This is a genomic window from Candidatus Deferrimicrobiaceae bacterium, from assembly GCA_036504035.1.
Lineage (GTDB): Bacteria > Desulfobacterota > Deferrimicrobia > Deferrimicrobiales > Deferrimicrobiaceae > JANXPS01.
Genome location: DASXVV010000013.1, coordinates 277816 through 296361, shown reverse-complemented (window position 1 = coordinate 296361; position 18546 = coordinate 277816). Strand labels below are relative to the sequence as shown.

General features: G+C 55.4%; 15 protein-coding genes and 2 rRNA genes. 9 read left to right on the top strand and 8 right to left on the bottom strand.

Translation table 11 applies throughout. The annotated features are described in order from the left end of the window. Positions 1-598: 598 nt before the first annotated feature. The 9 genes from VGK27_12520 (at position 599) to VGK27_12480 (ending at position 11201) form a co-directional block, all read left to right on the top strand. Positions 599-3517 (top strand): 23S ribosomal RNA (locus VGK27_12520). Between the two features lie 78 nt (positions 3518-3595). Then, positions 3596-3711, top strand: a 5S ribosomal RNA gene (gene rrf, locus VGK27_12515). A gap of 96 nt (positions 3712-3807) precedes the next feature. After that, complete coding sequence (locus tag VGK27_12510) at positions 3808-4563, top strand: YebC/PmpR family DNA-binding transcriptional regulator (GenBank protein HEY3490926.1); 756 nt, start codon at positions 3808-3810, stop codon at positions 4561-4563. Further along, complete coding sequence (gene ruvC, locus VGK27_12505) at positions 4560-5063, top strand: crossover junction endodeoxyribonuclease RuvC (protein HEY3490925.1); 504 nt, start codon at positions 4560-4562, stop codon at positions 5061-5063. The genes VGK27_12510 and ruvC overlap by 4 nt, the downstream gene beginning before the upstream one ends. Before the next feature lie 52 nt (positions 5064-5115). Then, positions 5116-5742 carry a Holliday junction branch migration protein RuvA gene (gene ruvA, locus VGK27_12500; GenBank protein ID HEY3490924.1) on the top strand — a complete coding sequence of 209 codons (627 nt, stop codon included), beginning with the start codon at positions 5116-5118 and terminating at the stop codon, positions 5740-5742. Between the two features lie 45 nt (positions 5743-5787). Further along, positions 5788-6810, top strand: a complete 1023-nt coding sequence (gene ruvB, locus VGK27_12495) for a Holliday junction branch migration DNA helicase RuvB (GenBank protein ID HEY3490923.1) — start codon at positions 5788-5790, stop codon at positions 6808-6810. Further along, positions 6753-7400 carry a DUF4390 domain-containing protein gene (locus VGK27_12490; GenBank protein HEY3490922.1) on the top strand — a complete coding sequence of 216 codons (648 nt, stop codon included), beginning with the start codon at positions 6753-6755 and terminating at the stop codon, positions 7398-7400. The genes ruvB and VGK27_12490 overlap by 58 nt, the downstream gene beginning before the upstream one ends. Beyond that, positions 7397-9592 carry an ATP-binding protein gene (locus tag VGK27_12485; GenBank protein ID HEY3490921.1) on the top strand — a complete coding sequence of 732 codons (2196 nt, stop codon included), beginning with the start codon at positions 7397-7399 and terminating at the stop codon, positions 9590-9592. Before VGK27_12490 ends, VGK27_12485 begins: the two co-directional genes overlap by 4 nt. 7 nt (positions 9593-9599) lie before the next feature. Continuing rightward, the gene (locus VGK27_12480) at positions 9600-11201 is read left to right on the top strand and encodes a serine/threonine-protein kinase (protein ID HEY3490920.1); all 1602 of its coding nucleotides are present in this window, start codon (positions 9600-9602) and stop codon (positions 11199-11201) included. Between the two features lie 201 nt (positions 11202-11402). On the opposite strand, the gene VGK27_12475 is transcribed toward VGK27_12480, so the two are convergent. The 8 genes from VGK27_12475 to VGK27_12440 form a co-directional block, all read right to left on the bottom strand. Beyond that, positions 11403-12224 carry a type II secretion system F family protein gene (locus VGK27_12475; GenBank protein ID HEY3490919.1) on the bottom strand — a complete coding sequence of 274 codons (822 nt, stop codon included), beginning with the start codon at positions 12222-12224 and terminating at the stop codon, positions 11403-11405. Continuing rightward, a complete protein-coding gene (locus VGK27_12470) occupies positions 12221-13066 on the bottom strand; it encodes a type II secretion system F family protein (GenBank protein ID HEY3490918.1) in 846 nt (281 codons plus the stop codon). The genes VGK27_12475 and VGK27_12470 overlap by 4 nt, the downstream gene beginning before the upstream one ends. Next, the gene (locus tag VGK27_12465) at positions 13066-14280 is read right to left on the bottom strand and encodes a CpaF family protein (protein HEY3490917.1); all 1215 of its coding nucleotides are present in this window, start codon (positions 14278-14280) and stop codon (positions 13066-13068) included. Before VGK27_12465 ends, VGK27_12470 begins: the two co-directional genes overlap by 1 nt. A gap of 10 nt (positions 14281-14290) precedes the next feature. Beyond that, entirely contained in the window at positions 14291-15448 is a 1158-nt protein-coding gene (locus VGK27_12460; GenBank protein ID HEY3490916.1) for a pilus assembly protein N-terminal domain-containing protein, read from the bottom strand. 35 nt (positions 15449-15483) lie between these two features. Continuing rightward, a complete protein-coding gene (gene cpaB, locus VGK27_12455) occupies positions 15484-16209 on the bottom strand; it encodes a Flp pilus assembly protein CpaB (protein ID HEY3490915.1) in 726 nt (241 codons plus the stop codon). 13 nt (positions 16210-16222) lie between these two features. After that, a complete protein-coding gene (locus VGK27_12450) occupies positions 16223-16732 on the bottom strand; it encodes a hypothetical protein (GenBank protein HEY3490914.1) in 510 nt (169 codons plus the stop codon). Positions 16733-17204: 472 nt separating this feature from the next. Beyond that, positions 17205-18104 carry a hypothetical protein gene (locus VGK27_12445; GenBank protein ID HEY3490913.1) on the bottom strand — a complete coding sequence of 300 codons (900 nt, stop codon included), beginning with the start codon at positions 18102-18104 and terminating at the stop codon, positions 17205-17207. Further along, positions 18101-18544 carry a TadE family protein gene (locus VGK27_12440; protein ID HEY3490912.1) on the bottom strand — a complete coding sequence of 148 codons (444 nt, stop codon included), beginning with the start codon at positions 18542-18544 and terminating at the stop codon, positions 18101-18103. The genes VGK27_12445 and VGK27_12440 overlap by 4 nt, the downstream gene beginning before the upstream one ends. Positions 18545-18546: the final 2 nt, after the last annotated feature.

The following is an 18546-nucleotide window of genomic DNA, read 5'->3' as shown; positions in this document are numbered from 1 at the left end:
AGGAATACTTCTTGGGCTAAAATTCCCCGTGCTAAGGCAAGTAGTAATGCTGTCTTAGTTCAAAGTGTTTGGACCTTAAGATGCAAGGTTTGTTGCTAAGCGTAAGCTTAGCCTTCCACTGTTTAATTTTGAAGGACTAATATCTAAGAACAACATACGTTGTTCTTAGAGTTAACTCTTTCACTAGTTCTTTGAAAACTACACAACGAATGAACGATTCTAACAAAATCGTTATTGTAAAAACTCAAATGCAAACGCATGAAAATGCGAACGTATGATATACGTATTAATGCAAAAGAATTAAATATCGTAAGATATTAATTCTTAACTACCTAATCAAGAGATTTGCGTCTTAAGAGCAGGTAGGAAATTAACATTAAAGTGATTTGAGGGTAACAAAAGTACTACAAAACTAGTCAAAACACAAAGAGATTTTTTAAATCTTAATGTTTTCGATTTTAAAATGTATGAAAAACGAAGTTCGTAAGGACTTAGTAATATTACATTAAAAAATACCAAAAGGTATTTCATGACTACGCAAGTTATGTTTTTTATCGTGTTATCTGTAACTTCGAAAGAGGTAAAAGTGCACGTTTTAGATCAAGCAAATCAGAGCGCATGGTGGATGCCATGGCACCAGAAGTCTATGAAGGACGCGATAAGCTGCGAAAAGCTACGGGTAGCCGCAAATAGGCCCTGATCCGTAGATATCCGAATGGGGGAACCCACTTGAGTAACCTCAAGTATCATATACTGAATAAATAGGTATATGAAGATATACCCGGGGAACTGAAACATCTAAGTACCCGGAGGAAGAGAAAGAATAATCGATTCCCTAAGTAGCGGCGAGCGAAAGGGGAAGAGCCCAAACCATACCTTTTAGGTGTGGGGTTGTGGACAGTCCATAAACGGAGACGAAGCTTAACTGAACAGACCTGGAAAGGTCGGCCATAGAGGGTAATAGCCCTGTAAGTGAAAAGCAGAGTCTTTAGGATTGATCCAGAGTACCACGGGACACGTGAAACCCCGTGGGAAGCAGGGAGGACCACCTCCCAAGGCTAAATACTACTTGGTGACCGATAGCGTATAGTACCGTGAGGGAAAGGTGAAAAGAACCCCGGAAGGGGAGTGAAATAGAACCTGAAACCGTGTGCTTACAAACAGTCGGAGGACGTTAATGTCTGACGGCGTGCTTTTTGTAGAACGAGCCAGCGAGTTATGGTGCGTAGCGAGGTTAAGTACTTAAGGTACGGAGCCGTAGGGAAACCGAGTCTTAATAGGGCGAAAGTTATGTGCTATAGACCCGAAACCGGGTGACCTATCCATGGCCAGGATGAAGTTAAGGTAAAACTTAATGGAGGTCCGAACCGGTTGATGTTGAAAAATCATCGGATGAGCTGTGGATAGCGGAGAAATTCCAATCGAACCCGGAGATAGCTGGTTCTCCCCGAAATAGCTTTAGGGCTAGCCTCGGATGATGAGTAGTGGAGGTAGAGCACTGAATGAGCTAGGGGCCATCTAGGTTACTGAACTCTATCAAACTCCGAATGCCATATACTTTAATCCGGGAGTCAGACTGCGAGTGATAAGATCCGTAGTCAAAAGGGAAACAGCCCAGACCATCAGCTAAGGTCCCAAAGTGTAAGTTAAGTGGAAAAGGATGTGGGATTTCACAGACAACCAGGATGTTGGCTTAGAAGCAGCCACACATTTAAAGAGTGCGTAATAGCTCACTGGTCGAGAGGTCCTGCGCCGAAGATGTCCGGGGCTAAAACTTACCACCGAAGCTGTGGCATTGTATTAATACAATGGGTAGGGGAGCATCCTGTACGGGACGAAGCCGTATCGTAAGGAACGGTGGACAGTGCAGGAGAGAGAATGCTGGCATAAGTAGCGAGAAATGGGTGAGAATCCCATTCGTCGAAAACCCAAGGTTTCCTGAGGAAGGCTCGTCCGCTCAGGGTTAGTCGGGACCTAAGCCGAGGCCGAGAGGCGTAGGTGATGGACAATCGGTTGATATTCCGATACCAGCTTTATCTGTTTGAGAGAAGTGGGGACGCAGGAGGATAAGTCAAGCGCACGATTGGAAATGTGCGCCTAAGAGTCAAGTGAGAACCTTTAGGCAAATCCGGAGGTTCGTTAATCGCGAGACTTTATGGGGAGCGGTTTACTCCGCGAAGTGACTGATTTCACACTGTCAAGAAAAGCCACTATTGAGGATAAAGGTGCCCGTACCGTAAACCGACACAGGTGGGTGAGGAGAGAATCCTAAGACGATCGAGGAAACCCTTGTTAAGGAACTCGGCAAATTGACCCCGTAACTTCGGGAAAAGGGGTGCTCATGAAAGTGAGCCGCAGAGAATAGGTCCAGGCAACTGTTTAGCAAAAACACAGGTCTCTGCTAAGTCGTAAGACGATGTATAGGGGCTGACGCCTGCCCGGTGCTGGAAGGTTAAGGGGAAATGTTAAGGGGAGCTTGCTCCACCTGAAGCTTTGAACTTAAGCCCCAGTAAACGGCGGCCGTAACTATAACGGTCCTAAGGTAGCGAAATTCCTTGTCGGGTAAGTTCCGACCCGCACGAATGGCGTAATGATCTGGACACTGTCTCAACAAGGGACTCGGCGAAATTGTAGTACCGGTGAAGATGCCGGTTACCCGCGATTGGACGGAAAGACCCCGTAGAGCTTTACTGTAGCTTAGCATTGAATTTCGGTATTGTCTGTACAGGATAGGTGGGAGACTGCGAAGCAGGGGCGTTAGCTTCTGTGGAGTCAACCTTGGGATACCACCCTGACAGTACTGGGATTCTAACCGGTGGCCATGAAACTGGTCACGGGACATTGTTAGGTGGGCAGTTTGACTGGGGCGGTCGCCTCCAAAAAAGTAACGGAGGCGCCCAAAGGTTCCCTCAGTGCGGTTGGAAATCGCGCGTAGAGTGCAAAGGCAGAAGGGAGCCTGACTGCGACACAAACAAGTGGAGCAGGGACGAAAGTCGGGCTTAGTGATCCGGTGGTTCCTCGTGGGAGGGCCATCGCTCAACGGATAAAAGCTACCTCGGGGATAACAGGCTGATCTCCCCCAAGAGTCCACATCGACGGGGAGGTTTGGCACCTCGATGTCGGCTCGTCGCATCCTGGGGCTGAAGTAGGTCCCAAGGGTTTGGCTGTTCGCCAATTAAAGCGGTACGTGAGCTGGGTTTAAAACGTCGCAAGACAGTTTGGTCCCTATCTGATGTGGGCGTTGGATAATTGAAGGGAGCTGTCCCTAGTACGAGAGGACCGGGATGGACGCACCGCTAGTGTACCAGTTGTTCCGCCAGGGGCATCGCTGGGTAGCTATGTGCGGAAGGGATAACCGCTGAAAGCATCTAAGTGGGAAACCCGCCCTGAGATGAGTTATCCCGGGGACTTGATCCCCCTAAAGGGCCCTTGTAGACTACAAGGTTGATAGGCCGGGTGTGTAAGCGCAGCAATGCGTTCAGCTAACCGGTACTAATTGCCCGTGAGGCTTGACCACTATTCAACGGATGAAAGAAAAAACGAACGCACTACAGGATTGGTTGAGCGCATGAAGCGCTTCAAGCGATTCACGGTTTTCGGTGGCGATGGCGGAGAGGCAACACCCGTTCCCATCCCGAACACGGAAGTTAAGTTCTCCAGCGCCGATGGTACTGCGGGTTTCACCTGTGGGAGAGTAGGTCGCCGCCGGATTTATTTTAAAGCCCTTGCGCCTTCAACGGAGCAAGGGCTTTTTCTTGTTTTTAGCATCGAAATCAAAATATAAAACACCAAGGGGGCGTACAAGCCATGTCGGGCCACAACAAATGGAGCACCATCAAGCACAAAAAAGGCAAGGCCGACGCCGCTCGCGGTAAGATGTTCACCAAGATCACCCGTGAAATTATCACAGCGGCCAGAATCGGCGGAGGAGATCCAGGCGGGAACTCACGGCTAAGATCAGCCCTGGTCGATGCCCGCGCCGTCAATATGCCCAACGACAACATCCAGCGAGCCATCAAAAAGGGTACCGGAGATCTCGAGGGCGTATCCTACGAAGAATATATGTACGAAGGGTATGGTCCAAACGGGGTTGCCGTCCTCGTCAAGGTGCTGACCGATAACAAGAACCGGACGGTGGCCGATATTCGGCACACGTTCGGGAAATACAACGGGAACCTGGGCGAAACCGGCTGCGTCAACTGGATGTTCAGCAAGAAGGGCTCGATCAACATCTCGAAGGAAGCGATCGAAGAGGAAAAGCTGATCGAGATCGCGTTGGAACTGGGCGCGGACGATGTCGACAATGACCCCGAATCCCACGAATTTGAAGTCCGGTGTGAGCCGGAGGTGTTCGAGGACGTCAAGAAGAGTTTGGAAGACAAAGGGATCCCGTTGGGAACTTCAGAAATCGCCATGGTTCCGCAAACTACCGTCCACCTTGAAGGAAGGCCTGCGGAATCGATGCTTAAGATGATGGCGGCGCTTGACGAATCCGATGACGTGCAGAATGTCTGGGCCAACTTCGATATCCCCGACGAAGTGCTCGAGTCCTTCAACGGTTGACCGGTCAAGGGCGTATCATTATCGGGATAGACCCCGGGTCCAGGATAACCGGTTATGGGATCGTGAGGACGGGGCGGGGTGCGGCGATATCCTCGATCGCGTGGGGAGTCATCAAGACCGACACTACTTCCTCCTTTCCCGATCGGCTTTTTGAGATTCATGAAGCGCTTTCAAAGCTATTGTTGAAATATCAACCAGAAAAGGCTGTTATCGAAAAGGTATTTCTGGCCAAGAACCCCTCATCGGCTCTCAAGCTCGGGCAGGCGAGGGGGGCCGCGATCGTGACCTGCCGGATGCATAATGTTCTCGTATCGGAATTCAGCGCGAAAGAGATCAAGTCTGCCGCAACCGGGTATGGCGCTGCCTCAAAAGAACAGGTAGCCGGTATGATCGGCATGTTGCTCGGCATTCGGGAAAAGATCCCCGCTGATGCTTCCGACGCGCTGGCGATGGCCTATTGCGGGGCAACCACCACACCATTCAATAATCAGCTGGCTTAACGCTCACGCGGGTCCAATCGGCCAAGCGACTTCGTGATATCATGGCCAAACAATGATCAATCACCTCAGCGGAACGCTTTTCGAACGGGGCAGAGATTTCGTCGTAGTCGAGTGTGCGGGCATCGGGTTCAAGGTTTCCGTAACGACGACGACGATTGATTCGCTTCCCCCCGGGCAATCCGACGTCACAATACTGACCCACCTGCAGATGCGCGATGGGGGCGCCGATCTCTTCGGTTTCTTGACGGAAGACGAGAGGGCGCTTTTCTACGCTTTGACCGGAGTAGCCGGCGTCGGCCCGAAATCGGGCCTTGCCGTCCTTTCGTCTCTTGGGAAGAAAGGCGTCATTGATGGCGCCTTGAGAGGGGATCCCAAGCTGTTTGCCTCGGTTTCCGGCATCGGGAAAAAGCTTGCTCAACGTCTGGTCGCCGAACTTCCCGATCGCCTTAAAAAACTGGATAACCTTGAACCCGGCAACGAATCGGACCGGTCCGCCGTCTCAGCGGCTGGACTGAACGATGCGATAGAAGCCCTCGTTTCGCTTGGCTATCAAAGAAACGAAGCCCACAGTGCGGTCTCTCACGTTTGCAAATTGCATCCTGAAAATCTCGATCCCGACAAATTGGTCAGGGAAAGCCTGGCATATCTTTATGGAACCGCCCGGAAGACGGGGCGTTGATTTAGATGGTCTCCAGCAAAAAATCCAAAGCCACGGATGAGCGAATTGGAAGATCGCGTTATTGATCCCGAAGGGAATGGCGAGGACGATCTTCTGGAGCGTTCCTTAAGGCCGCAACACCTTCCTGATTTCATCGGGCAGGAACGCATCGTTTCCAACCTGAAGACCTTCATCTCGGCGGCCAGGACACGGGGAGACGCACTCGATCATGTCCTGTTGTCTGGCCCCCCCGGTCTAGGAAAGACCACTCTTGCCAACATCATCGCCAACGAAATGGGCGCCGGAATCCGAACCACTTCCGGACCAGCCATCGAAAGAAAAGGCGATATCGCCGCGCTCCTGACCGCCATCGAGCCGGGCGGCATCCTGTTTATCGATGAAATACACCGGTTGTCACGCGTGGTCGAGGAACTCTTGTATGCCGCGATGGAGGACTACTCCCTCGACATCATTCTCGGGCAGGGGCCGTCGGCCAAATCGATTCGCCTTGCGCTGCCCCACTTTACCCTGATAGGCGCTACCACACGGACGGGATTGCTTACCTCCCCCCTCCGGGATCGCTTCGGAGTCACGTTCCGACTCGAATATTACCGGGCGGAAGAACTGGTCCAAGTTCTAAAGAGATCGGCACAGGTTCTCTCGATCTTTATAGATGCGGCGGGGGCACAAGAGATCGCCCGCCGATCCAGGGGGACCCCGCGCATCGCAAATCGTCTGCTCCGGAGGGTCCGGGATTTCGCACAGGTGAAGGGCGATGGCGCCATCGACAAGGGGATCGCCGAAATGGCCCTCGCCGAGTTGGAGGTCGACCACGAGGGACTCGATGTCATGGACCGGAAGATCCTGGCGGTCATCCTCGAAAAATTTCAAGGCGGGCCTGTCGGAATCGAAACGATCTCGGCTGCCTGCAGCGAGGAAAGGGATACGATCGAGGACGTCTACGAGCCGTTCCTGATGCAGATGGGGTTTATCCAGCGCACCTCACGCGGGCGCGTCGCTACTTCCGCGGCGTGGCGTCACATGGGATTGACGCCTCCCGGGAATGCGATCCAGGAATCACTGCTTTGATTTACGGGGCCTCAAAAATTAACGGTCGAGGTTTTTGGGCTTTTGCCGCTGTCGCGTGGGCAATTGTCGCAATCCAGCTTTTCCCCTCCGCGGCCATCGCGGTGCCAGGGATCCCCGCCGTTGTCGATATCCACGGGCAAATCCGCCCCAGGGAAGCTCGCGTTTATTTTTCTCTGAAAAATGCCTTTTCCCCCGAAATGGTCGAGGCATTGAAAAGCGGCATCGAAATCTCCTTCAAGACCGATATCAAGATCGAAAAGGTTCGGCACGGGTGGTTCAACGAGACTGTCGGCGAGGTCGAACTTCTTCGAACGGTTCGGTTCGACGCCCTGTCCAGAGTCTACCGACTCGTTCGGGGCGGGAAGGAAGAGCTTTTCACCGACATATTCGACGCGTTGTCCGGCATGACGAAATATGAGGTGCCCGTTCCCGTGTCCTCCGACCCCGAACGCGGGAGGTACTACCGCGTTCGAATTCGGACGCACCTCGATCGTGTCGGCCTTTCCGATCCCCTTCGGTCCATCATCTTTTTTTCGTCGCTATGGGACGTCGAGACCGGATGGGCGCGCGGGTACCTGACCGTCCAATGAAAATGGACGATTCCGCGGATATCGTCGAAAAACCGACGGGAAACGATCCGGTCAAGCAGAGGCGGGAGCGGATCGCGATCGGGATCGTGGCCGCCGTCGTGCTTGTGTTGACGCTTCTAGAGGCGAACCTGGCGACCATCGGGAGCTCGGTCCGCTACTCGGGCAACATCATCATCTTTGCCCTGATCAATACCAACGTCATCCTCATCGTTCTCCTGATTTTCCTCGTCACACGAAACGTCTTCAAGATGATCCTGGATCGAAGGCGGAAAATCCTCGGGTCCAGGATCAGGACCCGGCTTGTCCTGATGTTCACGGCTTTCTCCCTGATCCCGACCACCCTCCTTTTCATCACTGCGACCAACATCACCACGACGAACATCCGGAGCTGGATCGGGGGGCGGGTAGGGGTCGCGCTGACCGATGCGCTCGAAATTGCCCGGAAAGGCCTCGACGGGGAAGCCCTGGTCATGTTGGACCAGGCCCGGATCCTGGCACCAGCGATCTCGGCGGCATTAGGGAACGATAACGGCGTACGCACGCTGGCTCCATGGCTTGGCGCCGACAACACGATATCGCTCGTTCTCCTGAAGGACGGACGCGTCCTCGGGCACGCGGGGCCGGTCGGCGGCCAGATCATCGAGGAGATTGCTTCCCGTCTCAAGGGCGAAACTCTCCCGGGACCAGGAAAGAACTCCCGAACTTTTATCGGGGATTCCTACGCCTCCGGGGCGATCGGCATCGGAGAAGGGCGCATTCTCGTCGCGATCAAAACGATTCCACCGGAACAGGCGCGACGGATTCGTTCGATTGCCGAGGCCTACGACGAATACCATCAAGTCAGGCTTCTGGACGACCCGATCCGGGCCAGCTACATTGCCATCCTGATCCTGATCACGTTGCTGATCATGTTTGCCGCAACCTGGATGGGCATCTATCTCGCCCGACAGATCACGGTTCCTGTGCAGTTGATGGCGGAGGGGACCAGGCGCGTCGCAGGCGGAGACCTCGATGTTCACCTGGATTACGTCTCCGACGATGAATTCGGCTATCTTGTCTCTTCGTTCAATCGGATGATCAGCGACCTCAAGGATATGAAGAAAAACCTCGAGGAGGCGCACAACTCCCTTTCGACGACCTACGACGAGCTAAAACGCCGCACACAATTCATCGAGACGATCCTGACGAACATCTCAACGGCGGTTGTCGTGCTCGATCGCTACGGCCGGATCGCCATGATCAATCGGGTTGCCGAAAAACTGCTGGGGGTGACGGACGGTTTCGCCGTCGGCAAACCTTACCGGGAAGTCCTGCTCGAAGAGCATTATGAGACCGTCCGGGTGTTGTCTCGCGAGATCGGGTCCGCCGGCACGCGGCAGATCGTTCGACAGGTCGAATTGCCCGTGGAAGGGAAACGGATCTCGCTTCGGATCAGCCTTACCAACCTCAAGGACGAGGACGGAGGGCACTTGGGAACCGTGGTGGCGTTCGACGATCTATCTCAGACCATGAAACTGCAGAAGGTGCTCGCATGGCGCGAAGTCGCCAGACGCATCGCCCACGAGATCAGGAATCCCCTGACGCCGATTCAGCTGTCTGCGGAGAGGCTGCAAAAACGATACGGCGCCTCCCATGCTGATGATCCGGCCTTCGGCGATTGTACGCAGACCATTCTCTCCGAAGTGGCGATCCTCAAGCTGTTGATGGAGGAATTCACCCGGTTTGCCCGGATGCCTGCACCTGCATTGACCGAAGGGAACCTCGGAGAGGAATTCAGGTCCACGATCGAGACGTTCAGGGACAAATATCCCGAGATCTCCTGGGACTATCGTTGCGAGAACGTCTCCAGCATCCTGTTCGATGCATTCCAGATGCGGAGGGCATTGACCAACCTGCTCGAGAATGCCGCTGCGGCACTTGGAGGTCATGGGCACGTCGTTGTCACTTGTGAAAGGACCCTCGAACTCGACTGGGTTCGCGTCTCAGTGGCAGATGATGGGCCTGGAGTGAATCCCCAGGATCGGGACCACCTTTTTGAGCCTTATTTTTCGAGGAAACCCGGGGGGACAGGGTTGGGACTCGCGATCGTCAGCGCAATCGCCAACGACCACGGGGGAACGGTCAGCGTTCGCAGCAACGAACCGGCGGGGGCTATATTCGAAATGGAATTTCCGGGACATCAGCGAGGCTGACAAACCATTGGCAGACCTCTCCCCGGAAGAACCGGTCCAGTTCGGGAAATACTCGGTCGTCCGAAAATTGTCTTCGGGCGGGATGGCCGAGGTGTTCCTGTGTCGCCTTCGATCCGACCACGGGTTCTCGAAAAAGGTTGCACTGAAGGTCGTTCATGAAGCCCTGACCGAGAACGAGTCTTTTCGCGCCATGTTCATCCGGGAGGCGCGCCTCGCATCCTCGTTGTCGCATCCCAACGTGGTCTCCGTCTTCGACTTCGGCCAGTCAAACGACCGATATTATCTCGTCATGGAATATGTGGACGGATTTCCCCTTTCCCTCGTCATAACCCAGTTGCGCGCCACCGGCCAGCATATTCCGTTATCCGTCTGGCGATTCTGGATGGAGGGCATCCTCTCGGGATTGGGCTATCTCCACGCACGCGGAATCATTCATCGAGATATATCCCCGTCGAACGTCCTGGTAACCCGCACCGGGACCGTCAAGCTCGCCGATTTCGGAATCTCGAGAAAATCAGGATCGGATGCCGACGGGAAAAGGATCCCCATAGACGGGAAGCTTGGTTACCTGTCACCTGAATCATTGGAAGGCCGGGGTGACGACCCTCGATCGGACCTGTTTTCCGCTGCCGTGGTCGGGGCCGAGATTCTCGCCAGCGAACCACTGTTTCGTCCTGAAAACATGGAAGAAGCCCGCGCATTGCTGGAACGATTCGATCTTGATCGGGTCGAGTTGCCTGCCGATGCGCATCCGCAAATCAGGGCGCTGATACGAAAGTCGCTTGCTTTCTCCCCGTCCGATCGTTTTCAAGACGGCGATTCGTTCATGATGGCGGTCGAGGCAGCAATTCCTTTCCGGGCCACGACGCGGGAAGTCGAAACCTTCTGGGGGGAACTATTTCCGGGTGAGGTGGGAGAAGCGACGCAACTCGACATCGAGGATTTTCCCCGATTCGAAGACCCGCCGGACCGGCACGCAGTTGTGCGCGAGATTGGCACGCCATACGGGGGCGGACTTCGCAAGGCTGCGGCCGGCCTCGTAGCGACCGTGATCATCGGAGCGGCGGGGGCCTATCTGACTCGGGGATATTCCGACAAGAGGTCAACGGAATCGATCTCCGATCCAAAAAACAAGGTTCCGCTGGAGCTCAAGGGATTGCGCAATTCCGAGGTGGGGAATGGGGGCAGGCTCGACCAGCCAATCGCAAGGTCGAAAGCGGGAAATCAGAAGCAGAATGCGGCCCAGGTGTTTGGCTTGGCCCCGGCCCTTTCCCCGGGACCTACCCCGGCATCCCCTTCAACCGGGCCTGTCGCGGGTCCGACCGGGGTATTATTGCCCGATGCCCCGGCGATCGGCACAACTTTGGCTGTCCCGGGTCGGGTTGGGGTGATTCCGGCGATCCAGGCGATTCCTTGGGCCAGGGTCTATGAAGGGGATCGTTTTCTTGGCGAAACCCCGATTCGGTCGATCGAATTCCCGGTGGGGGAGCACAGGCTACGCTTCGTCAATGAACCTCTGGGAGTCGACCGACAATACTTGCTGACGGTCGAAGAACGCGGGAACAAGAATGTCATCGTGTCCTTGGTCGGATCACGGTCGTCGGAATGATCCGTTTCTCTCGCGGCGGGCGAGACTCCGATAGTAACGGCTCTTCCGGTCATCTCGTCGCGCTTCTGCGATGCGAAGCGATAGCCGGATGGACCGCTCGTGATCGATTGATTTCCGTCGGGTCCCGGCTTCGGAAAGGGAGAGTCCCAAGACAAGGGACAAGCAAACCACCCCCAAGACGATCTTCGGAAGATAATTCATTCACCACCCCGCCATACCGCAAAGATTCAGGATCACAGGCGACAAGACGATCAGGAATACCGCGGGAAAGATGAACAGCACCAGCGGAAGCAACATCTTGACCGCGGCCTGCTGCGCCAGCATTTCAGCCCGATGCGCCTGTGACTCGAGGATGCGACCGGACAGCTCATTCAACCCCTGCGACAATCCGATCCCCAGCCGTTCCCCTTGCTCGATCAGGTTAAGAAATGCCCGATAGTCGTCGAGGGGAACCCTAACTCGCGATCCTTCGAACATCTCATGTTTTGGAACCCCTAGTTCCCGCCCTCGCAACATTTCCCGCAGTTCGCTCGCGCAGGAGCGAGGCGGCAGGGCACCCACGGTCTCCTGCATCGCCGATGAGGCTCCCATGCCGGATTCGATCAAAAGCGACATCAGGAAAGAAGCCAAGGGCAAGTCCTGCTGGAAAGTGGAGATGATCCCGGAAGACTCGCTTTTTAGGGAAATCAGGAGGGTAGATGCTCCGAAGAACAAACTGAGTGGAGCGATGGCAAGGAGATACCCGGGCGATCGGGGAGAATATGCGATCTGCGCGGTAGCGACACAAATGGACGCCACCTCGGCACAGAGCCAGCTTTTGACCGGGTCGACAAGCCGGATGCCGGGAATCGCGATCATGCCGGATACAATCATCTTGTTGGTGATTTCTTTGTGGATAATAACGTAGCGTTCCTTCAGGCGCCTCAAGGTCGGTCCGGCATCTAGCCGGGACCAGAACCACGCGAGAAAGCAGATCCCGGAAAAAAACAGGACCGCGATCAGGATCGGTTCTAGCGACTTCATGGTTTGACCGCCAGCATCTTTCGAATGAACACCCAGCCCAGGAACTGTAAAGTTGTCGCCAGGACAAGGATCGTTCGGCCAACGGGAGTGGTGGTGATCGCGCGCCAGAATCCGGGATCCATTTTCGTCAGGACAAGGAGAAAGATCGGAGGCAGCATGGTCAGCACCAACGCCTGGAGCCGGGCCTGGGCGGTCATGCTGCGCATCTTGTCTTGTTGCCGTTGTCGCGACCGCAGCACATTCCGGATCCTTTCCAGGAGGGTGGTCACATTCCCCCCGGAGGAAAGGGCGACTCGCATGGGGCGGGCGACCAACGTCATTTCAGGGGAAGGATTATTTCGCTCCCAGGCGAGAAAAGCCTCGGGAAGAGGCGTGCCGAGGCGATTCATGCGGGAAAGCCATGCAACATCTTCCCGGATACCGCGGGGAAGAAGCGGGATTGCATGGGATAGCGCCTCCGGAAAGCTGTGACCGGCCTTGATATATCCGGAGATCGTGTCCAACAAGGTCGGCAACTGGGAGACGACCTTTTGGCACCTTCGTCGACGGTAGCGGCGGACGGCCAACCCGGAAAGAAAAACGGGCAATGCGGAGGCAAGCAAGGACCACCAGATATTTTGCGCAACCCAAAACAAAACGGCGCCTGCGATGACCCCCAGGATCAGGAATACCAAGATGACCCGTCGGGTCGATAAATGCAGGAAGTCGTTTTTAAGATGGTTGGACCGTCGTTCGGCCACTTCCTCGATGCGCTCAACGGTATATGGATATAGTGTCGAGATTGAAAATACCGCGAGGGAAATTGCCCCCGCTCCGAAGAACACCCATTCGATCGGTCCCATCACCAACCTCCGTCGTCGCCGGATTCGATTTTTGATCGAATACCGGTTCGCAGGAGTGGGGGATCTTCGTCCCTTTTGCCTTTGGCGTCTCGCTGGAAGATATCCTGCAGGAGAATCTGGTTATCTCCTATACCGGCGATTTCGGTGATGGAGGTTATCGCCCTTTTGCCGTTTCCGAGACGTGAAACATGGACGATCAGTTCGATGGCCGAGGCGATCTGTTCCCGAATGGCGCGAATCGGGATATCGATTCCCCCGACAAGCACCATAGTCTCCAGGCGTCTGAGCATGTCTCGAGGCGTATTCGCATGCCCGGTCGTGATGGATCCGTCGTGGCCGGTGTTCATCGCCTGGAGCATGTCGAGCGCTTCGGCTCCCCGGCACTCCCCAACGATGATCCGGTCGGGCCGCATTCGAAGAGAGTTCCGGACGAGATCGCGTATGGTGACTTCGCCTTTCCCCTCGACGTTGGGCGGCCTCGACTCGAGGCGGACAACGTGGGGCTTGACCAGGCGGATTTCAGCCGCATCCTCGATCGTGATGACCCGCTCGGAATCCGGAATAAACTGGCTGAGGGCATTGAGCATGGTCGTCTTGCCGGATCCGGTTCCGCCCGAAATGATGATGTTCATCCGGCCCGTCACGGCGGATTCAAGGAACACCGCGGCCTCGTGAGACAGGGCGCCGATGGAAACAAGTTCAGGCATTGAGTAGGGTGTTGGACGGAATTTTCTGATCGTAAGACAGGGGCCGGACAGCGATACCGGCGGGATGATGGCGTTGACGCGGGACCCATCCGGGAGGCGCGCGTCGGCAAACGGGTTCGATTCGTCGAGTCGGCGATTCACCGATGTAATGATACGGTCGATCGCCGCTCGGAGAGAATTATCGCTCGAAAACTTGACGGTGGATTGCTGGATGATTCCGTTTTTTTCGAAATAGACAAGATCTTTGCCGACGACCATAACCTCGGATACGTCCGGGTCCCGCAAAAGGGGAGTGATTGGCCCATAAGAGAACATCTCGTCGATGATCACGGTTCGAACGAGAAACTGGTCGGACTCGGGAATACCCATTTCCTCCATTTCACGATCGAGAAAGCGGACAGCTATCTCGCGCCATCTTCCAGCATCGCCGTCGATATTCCCTGTGTTTCTCAAATCGAGATGTTCGATCGCCCGGGCGTGCAAGGTTGTGATCAAGTCTGGAATCATGATGGCCCCCTCAGTCGATCAATCGGTAGTTCAAGGATTCGTCCATGCTGGAGGACTTCTTTTCCCAATCCGACAACTTGTCACCTTCATGGATGGTTAGATCAGAGGGCGTGATGAAGATGGCCAGTTCGGTCTGGTTGTCCCGGAAGCTTCGGGATTTGAATAACTCGCCGAGGATCGGGATTTGGCCGAGCAACGGCACGCGCGCCACGTCCTTGGCTGTTTCGCTTTTTACGAGTCCGGAAAGCATGACAGTCGTGCCGGCCGGGGTTGAAAACACAGTCGTGACGCGACGCGTCAGGAAAGCGGGAACGTCGGAGGAGCCGCTTCCGTGATCGATCGTACTGATCTCGACGGTCACGTGCGTCGAGATTGAGTTGTCAGCCTTCAGAACAGGAGACAGCTTCAGGATGATGCCGTAGTTCTTCCATTCGACGGTTCGGGTCTTCGTAGTGATCAACACGATCGGTATCTCGCCCCCGGCAAGGAAATCGGCGGAGGATCCGCTTTCACAAACAAGGCGAGGATTGGCAAGGATGCGCGCCTTTCCGTCCGCCATGAGCATGTTCAGTCGCGTTTCGAATTGGGAGCCGACGGTAAACAGGCCACCGGGGCTATTGGCCCAGGAAGCGCTCGCCATGAGCGCATCCGGGAATCGAACTCCGATCTGGGTGGCCGCTCCCTTGCTGAGTTCGATGATTTTGAGGTCATAAGAGAGCAGACGCTTTCCGTCTTCTGGGAGGACGATGCCGGCAAGTACGCCCGGATGGCCTGCTGCATACGATTCGATCAGCTTTTTGTCCTCTGCCGTGGCGACATTTCCCTTGAAAAGGATCGTCTTTCCGGTTCGGTCGACCCGAATCCCGGGGAAATTCCTGGCGAATGCCTCTGCCTCGGACAAGTTGCTGCCCCCCGAGGAATAGATCTCGATCATTCGCTCGGTTTTCCCGTTCTTGTCCCATACGACGAGGTCTGTTTCCCCTTCCTTTTTCGCGACTACGAGAACCCCCTTTCCGCCCGGGAACGGACGGGCTTCGAGTAGTTCAGGATTGCCGACGGAGATCCGTGTAACTCCGACGTGATCGAACACTCTCTGGAAGCCAGCTTGGAGTCGGACGATTTCATCGCTGGAGAACGCAGTCTCCACGCCGCAAGTGATCAGGGCCAAAACAAAAGTCAGAATTCTTATGGTTAGGCCACTTCTCATTTTCCCCACGCGATCGGCACGCCGTTCGACTCGGGAATGCCCCCTTTCCAGACTTCAACCGCTTTTGGATGATTCCGCGATATCTTGCACACCGGGGCGGCCAGGTTGTCGTTCGGATTCCGGAGAAACCAGAGTAGCTTTCCATCGCGCGATCCGCCGGACAGGCGAGCACCCTCATCTCGGGTCACCGACAATGTGACGGTCGCGACCTCTTCCTGCTCGCGAGCCCCCGATCGGTTGTACTGGGGGTTGATTGCGAGCACTGGAATATCGCGAATCCATTCGTTTGACGGCTTGCAAAGGATATCGACGTGATCGCCGGTTCGAAGCAAACCGGCAAATGAAGCGGTGATGTCGGCTTCGAGCGTTATGGCCCTTTTGCCCCGTGAAATGGAGAGGGAGAAGCCCTCGGTTTCGAAAGGCTCGTCGACATCCGTCCAGAGGATCGGTTCACCTGGTTCGATCTCACCCTTGCTCTTTGCATTCAAGAGCAGGTTGAACTCGGAGGCGGGGATGTTTCTTTTTCCCGTACCGGAAACGGGGATCGACTTTCTTGCGATATTCGAGGCGGTAAAGGCGTCGCCATCATGAATTGGCTTGGCAGCCACCACGATATCAACCGGCCGTGCCTTGTCGATGAGATCGATCTTCGCCGCCTCGATGCGCGACCTGGCCATCATGATTGCCGCGGCAGTCAAGACCACCCCGGACAGGAGCGGCATCCATCTGGACCAGTCATTGGGCTTGTATCGCAATCGAGAGAAACGATCCGCGATCCTGGTCGATAAGGACAATTGTCTTTCCTCCTTTCGAAGTGCTTATGGCTACTCCGGTTTTTCGTTTGCTCCCGGCAGAAACGTACTTCCATTCTTTTTCCAGGAATAAACCTTCGGGGTGGAAGACCCGATTGATTCGCCCGATGCATATTTCCTTATCTCCGTCGGCGGATTCGAATCGGAGGGTTCGTTGTCTTTTTAAAACGGATGGGAGACGGGTCATTCCGTGCTCCGCTGCACCGGATACCGTCCGATAGAGGAGAGAATCGGAACGGGCCATCCCGCGGGCTTGTTTCAGAAGCGAGATGTTGTCAGCCTTGTCAGGGACCCCCAGGAACAATCGGTCATCCAGCTGGATCGAATACCTTCCCTTCGTCAAAGGATGGAACCATTGGCCGCTTGCAGGACGGGCGGACCAGAATGTAAAACCAACGCATCCGATGATGAGTGCGCAGAGGAGGCGACGCATCAGAGTGCTCCGGAAACCGCGAGGGCGCTGACCACGGCTCGGACTTTTATCCCGGAGGCGGTTCCGGCGTCCCAGCAATCGCCGGATAATTCTGCATTCCGGCCAAGCTTTTGGGATTTGATCCCTAAATACGATCGGGTCCAGATGTCCCAATCTCGGTCGATCGAGACGGTAACTTTAGCCCGAGCCGCGAGGGTCGGTAACGGAGAAGGGAGAATCCTTGCTCCCGATCCTTCGGACGAATGGGACTCCAACCCTTTCTCCCCGGCCGGGAAAAGGTCGTTCCATCTCGTTGCCGACGATGTCTGCTTTCTTGCGACACGGAGCGTTTCCGCGTGGGATTCGGACTCCGCCATCGAAAGAACCGTCAAAGTGTTTCCGAAAGCATAGATCCCGATCAACATGACCGAAAGGAGCGGAAGCATCAGGGCGGTCTCCAGGAGGGCAAATCCGGTATTGGACCGACACCGTTTCATTCCGGTCGATCCTCTTTTTCAAAGAGCCGCGATTTCCAGGTCATCTGGGTGGCCCCCCCTCCGTAAGGCTGCGCATAGGAGACGTACGCATATCGGCGTCGACCGAAGGTCCCGATGAATGGGAGGTCGAGCCCTTCTTCGATCCGGTATCCACCGAAACGTACGAATTGACGGTCGGGGAAATCGTTTTCAGGGACCAGCAACCGAATCGGCTCAGGAGACCCCCCCAGGAGGCCGGCGAGGATCGGGTTCAGGATGGATTTAACCGCTTTCCCGAGACCGGAGTTCAGGATCGAGAGAATGGGGCCGAGGGCCTCGGACAATCCGATCGGTTCGCCTTTTTTCAGGTGGAGCTCAAGCGTGTCGGCTCCGTCATGCGGGCCACCTGGATTTGACGGAGACAACATCCCTGCGACGTTTAATTTAGAGGATAGGGATACGGTTTCCACGGCCACGAGGGAAGGGGTGATCTCCTTGACGCGATCGGCCCATTCGGAGAGCTCCCGTGCCCGATTCCAGAGGTTTCGGATGATCCCACGTGCGTAGTCGGAGTAGGTCGAGAAAAACGGCAGGCCGTAACCGGTCGCTGCGGCGAGAGCCGCCACCGCCCAGATTGCGCACACCCATCGGATGAGCCGGATGCATTGATAGACCCCCTCGTTGAGGGCCGCGATGAGGTTTAGGCTGCGCGATTCCCAGGTGGCCGCCGAAATGGCAACCGAGTCGATGGCATTGGCGGACGAGACCATCAATACTCCCTGGTGGGAAAGGTAAACGGCGGTATAGATCAGCGAAAGCAGGAGCACGACGGTCACCAGGAAGAGAGGAATCGCCTGCCCGTGTTCGCCTCGGGCGGCTGACGCAACTTGCCTGGAGAAGAACGAGATAGATCTCATTCGACTGTGACCATGCGGGAAGAATCGAGAATGAGAAAATATCGATCACCGAGGCGCACTTTCTTGCCAGGCACGATTCCGAAAAGGATGCGATTTGCCCAAGGGACGACCAGCTCTACCCAATGGGAAAGGGTGACCTGGTAAGCATCGCCGGCAAATACCGGCCCCTCGCCCCGTTTACCGGCCGAATTATAAAAATCCAGCGTCGTCATCGTAAGGTTGGTGTATGTTCCCCCGATGCGATTTCGACAAAGCGTGGACGCTTCGGCGAGCGCAGCCGCCTTGGCCTTTCGAAAATCATTGCGGGCCGACACGGCGAACTTCCTGGCGGCGAAATGCGCTGCGGTGTCGACCGCGCCCTTTCCCGACAACAGGAAAGCAAGCTGAACGATCGTAAACACCAGGATCAGGAAAACAGGACCGGCAATCAGGAACTCCACGA

Excerpts from the sequence above, each read along its gene's own strand:
- VGK27_12510 (HEY3490926.1), top strand. The coding sequence starts at position 3,808 with ATGTCGGGCCACAACAAATGGAGCACCATCAAGCACAAAAAAGGCAAG.
- ruvA (HEY3490924.1), top strand. The coding sequence starts at position 5,116 with ATGATCAATCACCTCAGCGGAACGCTTTTCGAACGGGGCAGAGATTTC.
- VGK27_12485 (HEY3490921.1), top strand. The coding sequence starts at position 7,397 with ATGAAAATGGACGATTCCGCGGATATCGTCGAAAAACCGACGGGAAAC.
- VGK27_12475 (HEY3490919.1), bottom strand. The coding sequence starts at position 12,224 with ATGAAGTCGCTAGAACCGATCCTGATCGCGGTCCTGTTTTTTTCCGGG.
- VGK27_12470 (HEY3490918.1), bottom strand. The coding sequence starts at position 13,066 with ATGGGACCGATCGAATGGGTGTTCTTCGGAGCGGGGGCAATTTCCCTC.
- VGK27_12465 (HEY3490917.1), bottom strand. The coding sequence starts at position 14,280 with ATGATTCCAGACTTGATCACAACCTTGCACGCCCGGGCGATCGAACAT.
- cpaB (HEY3490915.1), bottom strand. The coding sequence starts at position 16,209 with ATGCCGCTCCTGTCCGGGGTGGTCTTGACTGCCGCGGCAATCATGATG.
- VGK27_12450 (HEY3490914.1), bottom strand. The coding sequence starts at position 16,732 with ATGCGTCGCCTCCTCTGCGCACTCATCATCGGATGCGTTGGTTTTACA.
- VGK27_12445 (HEY3490913.1), bottom strand. The coding sequence starts at position 18,104 with ATGAGATCTATCTCGTTCTTCTCCAGGCAAGTTGCGTCAGCCGCCCGA.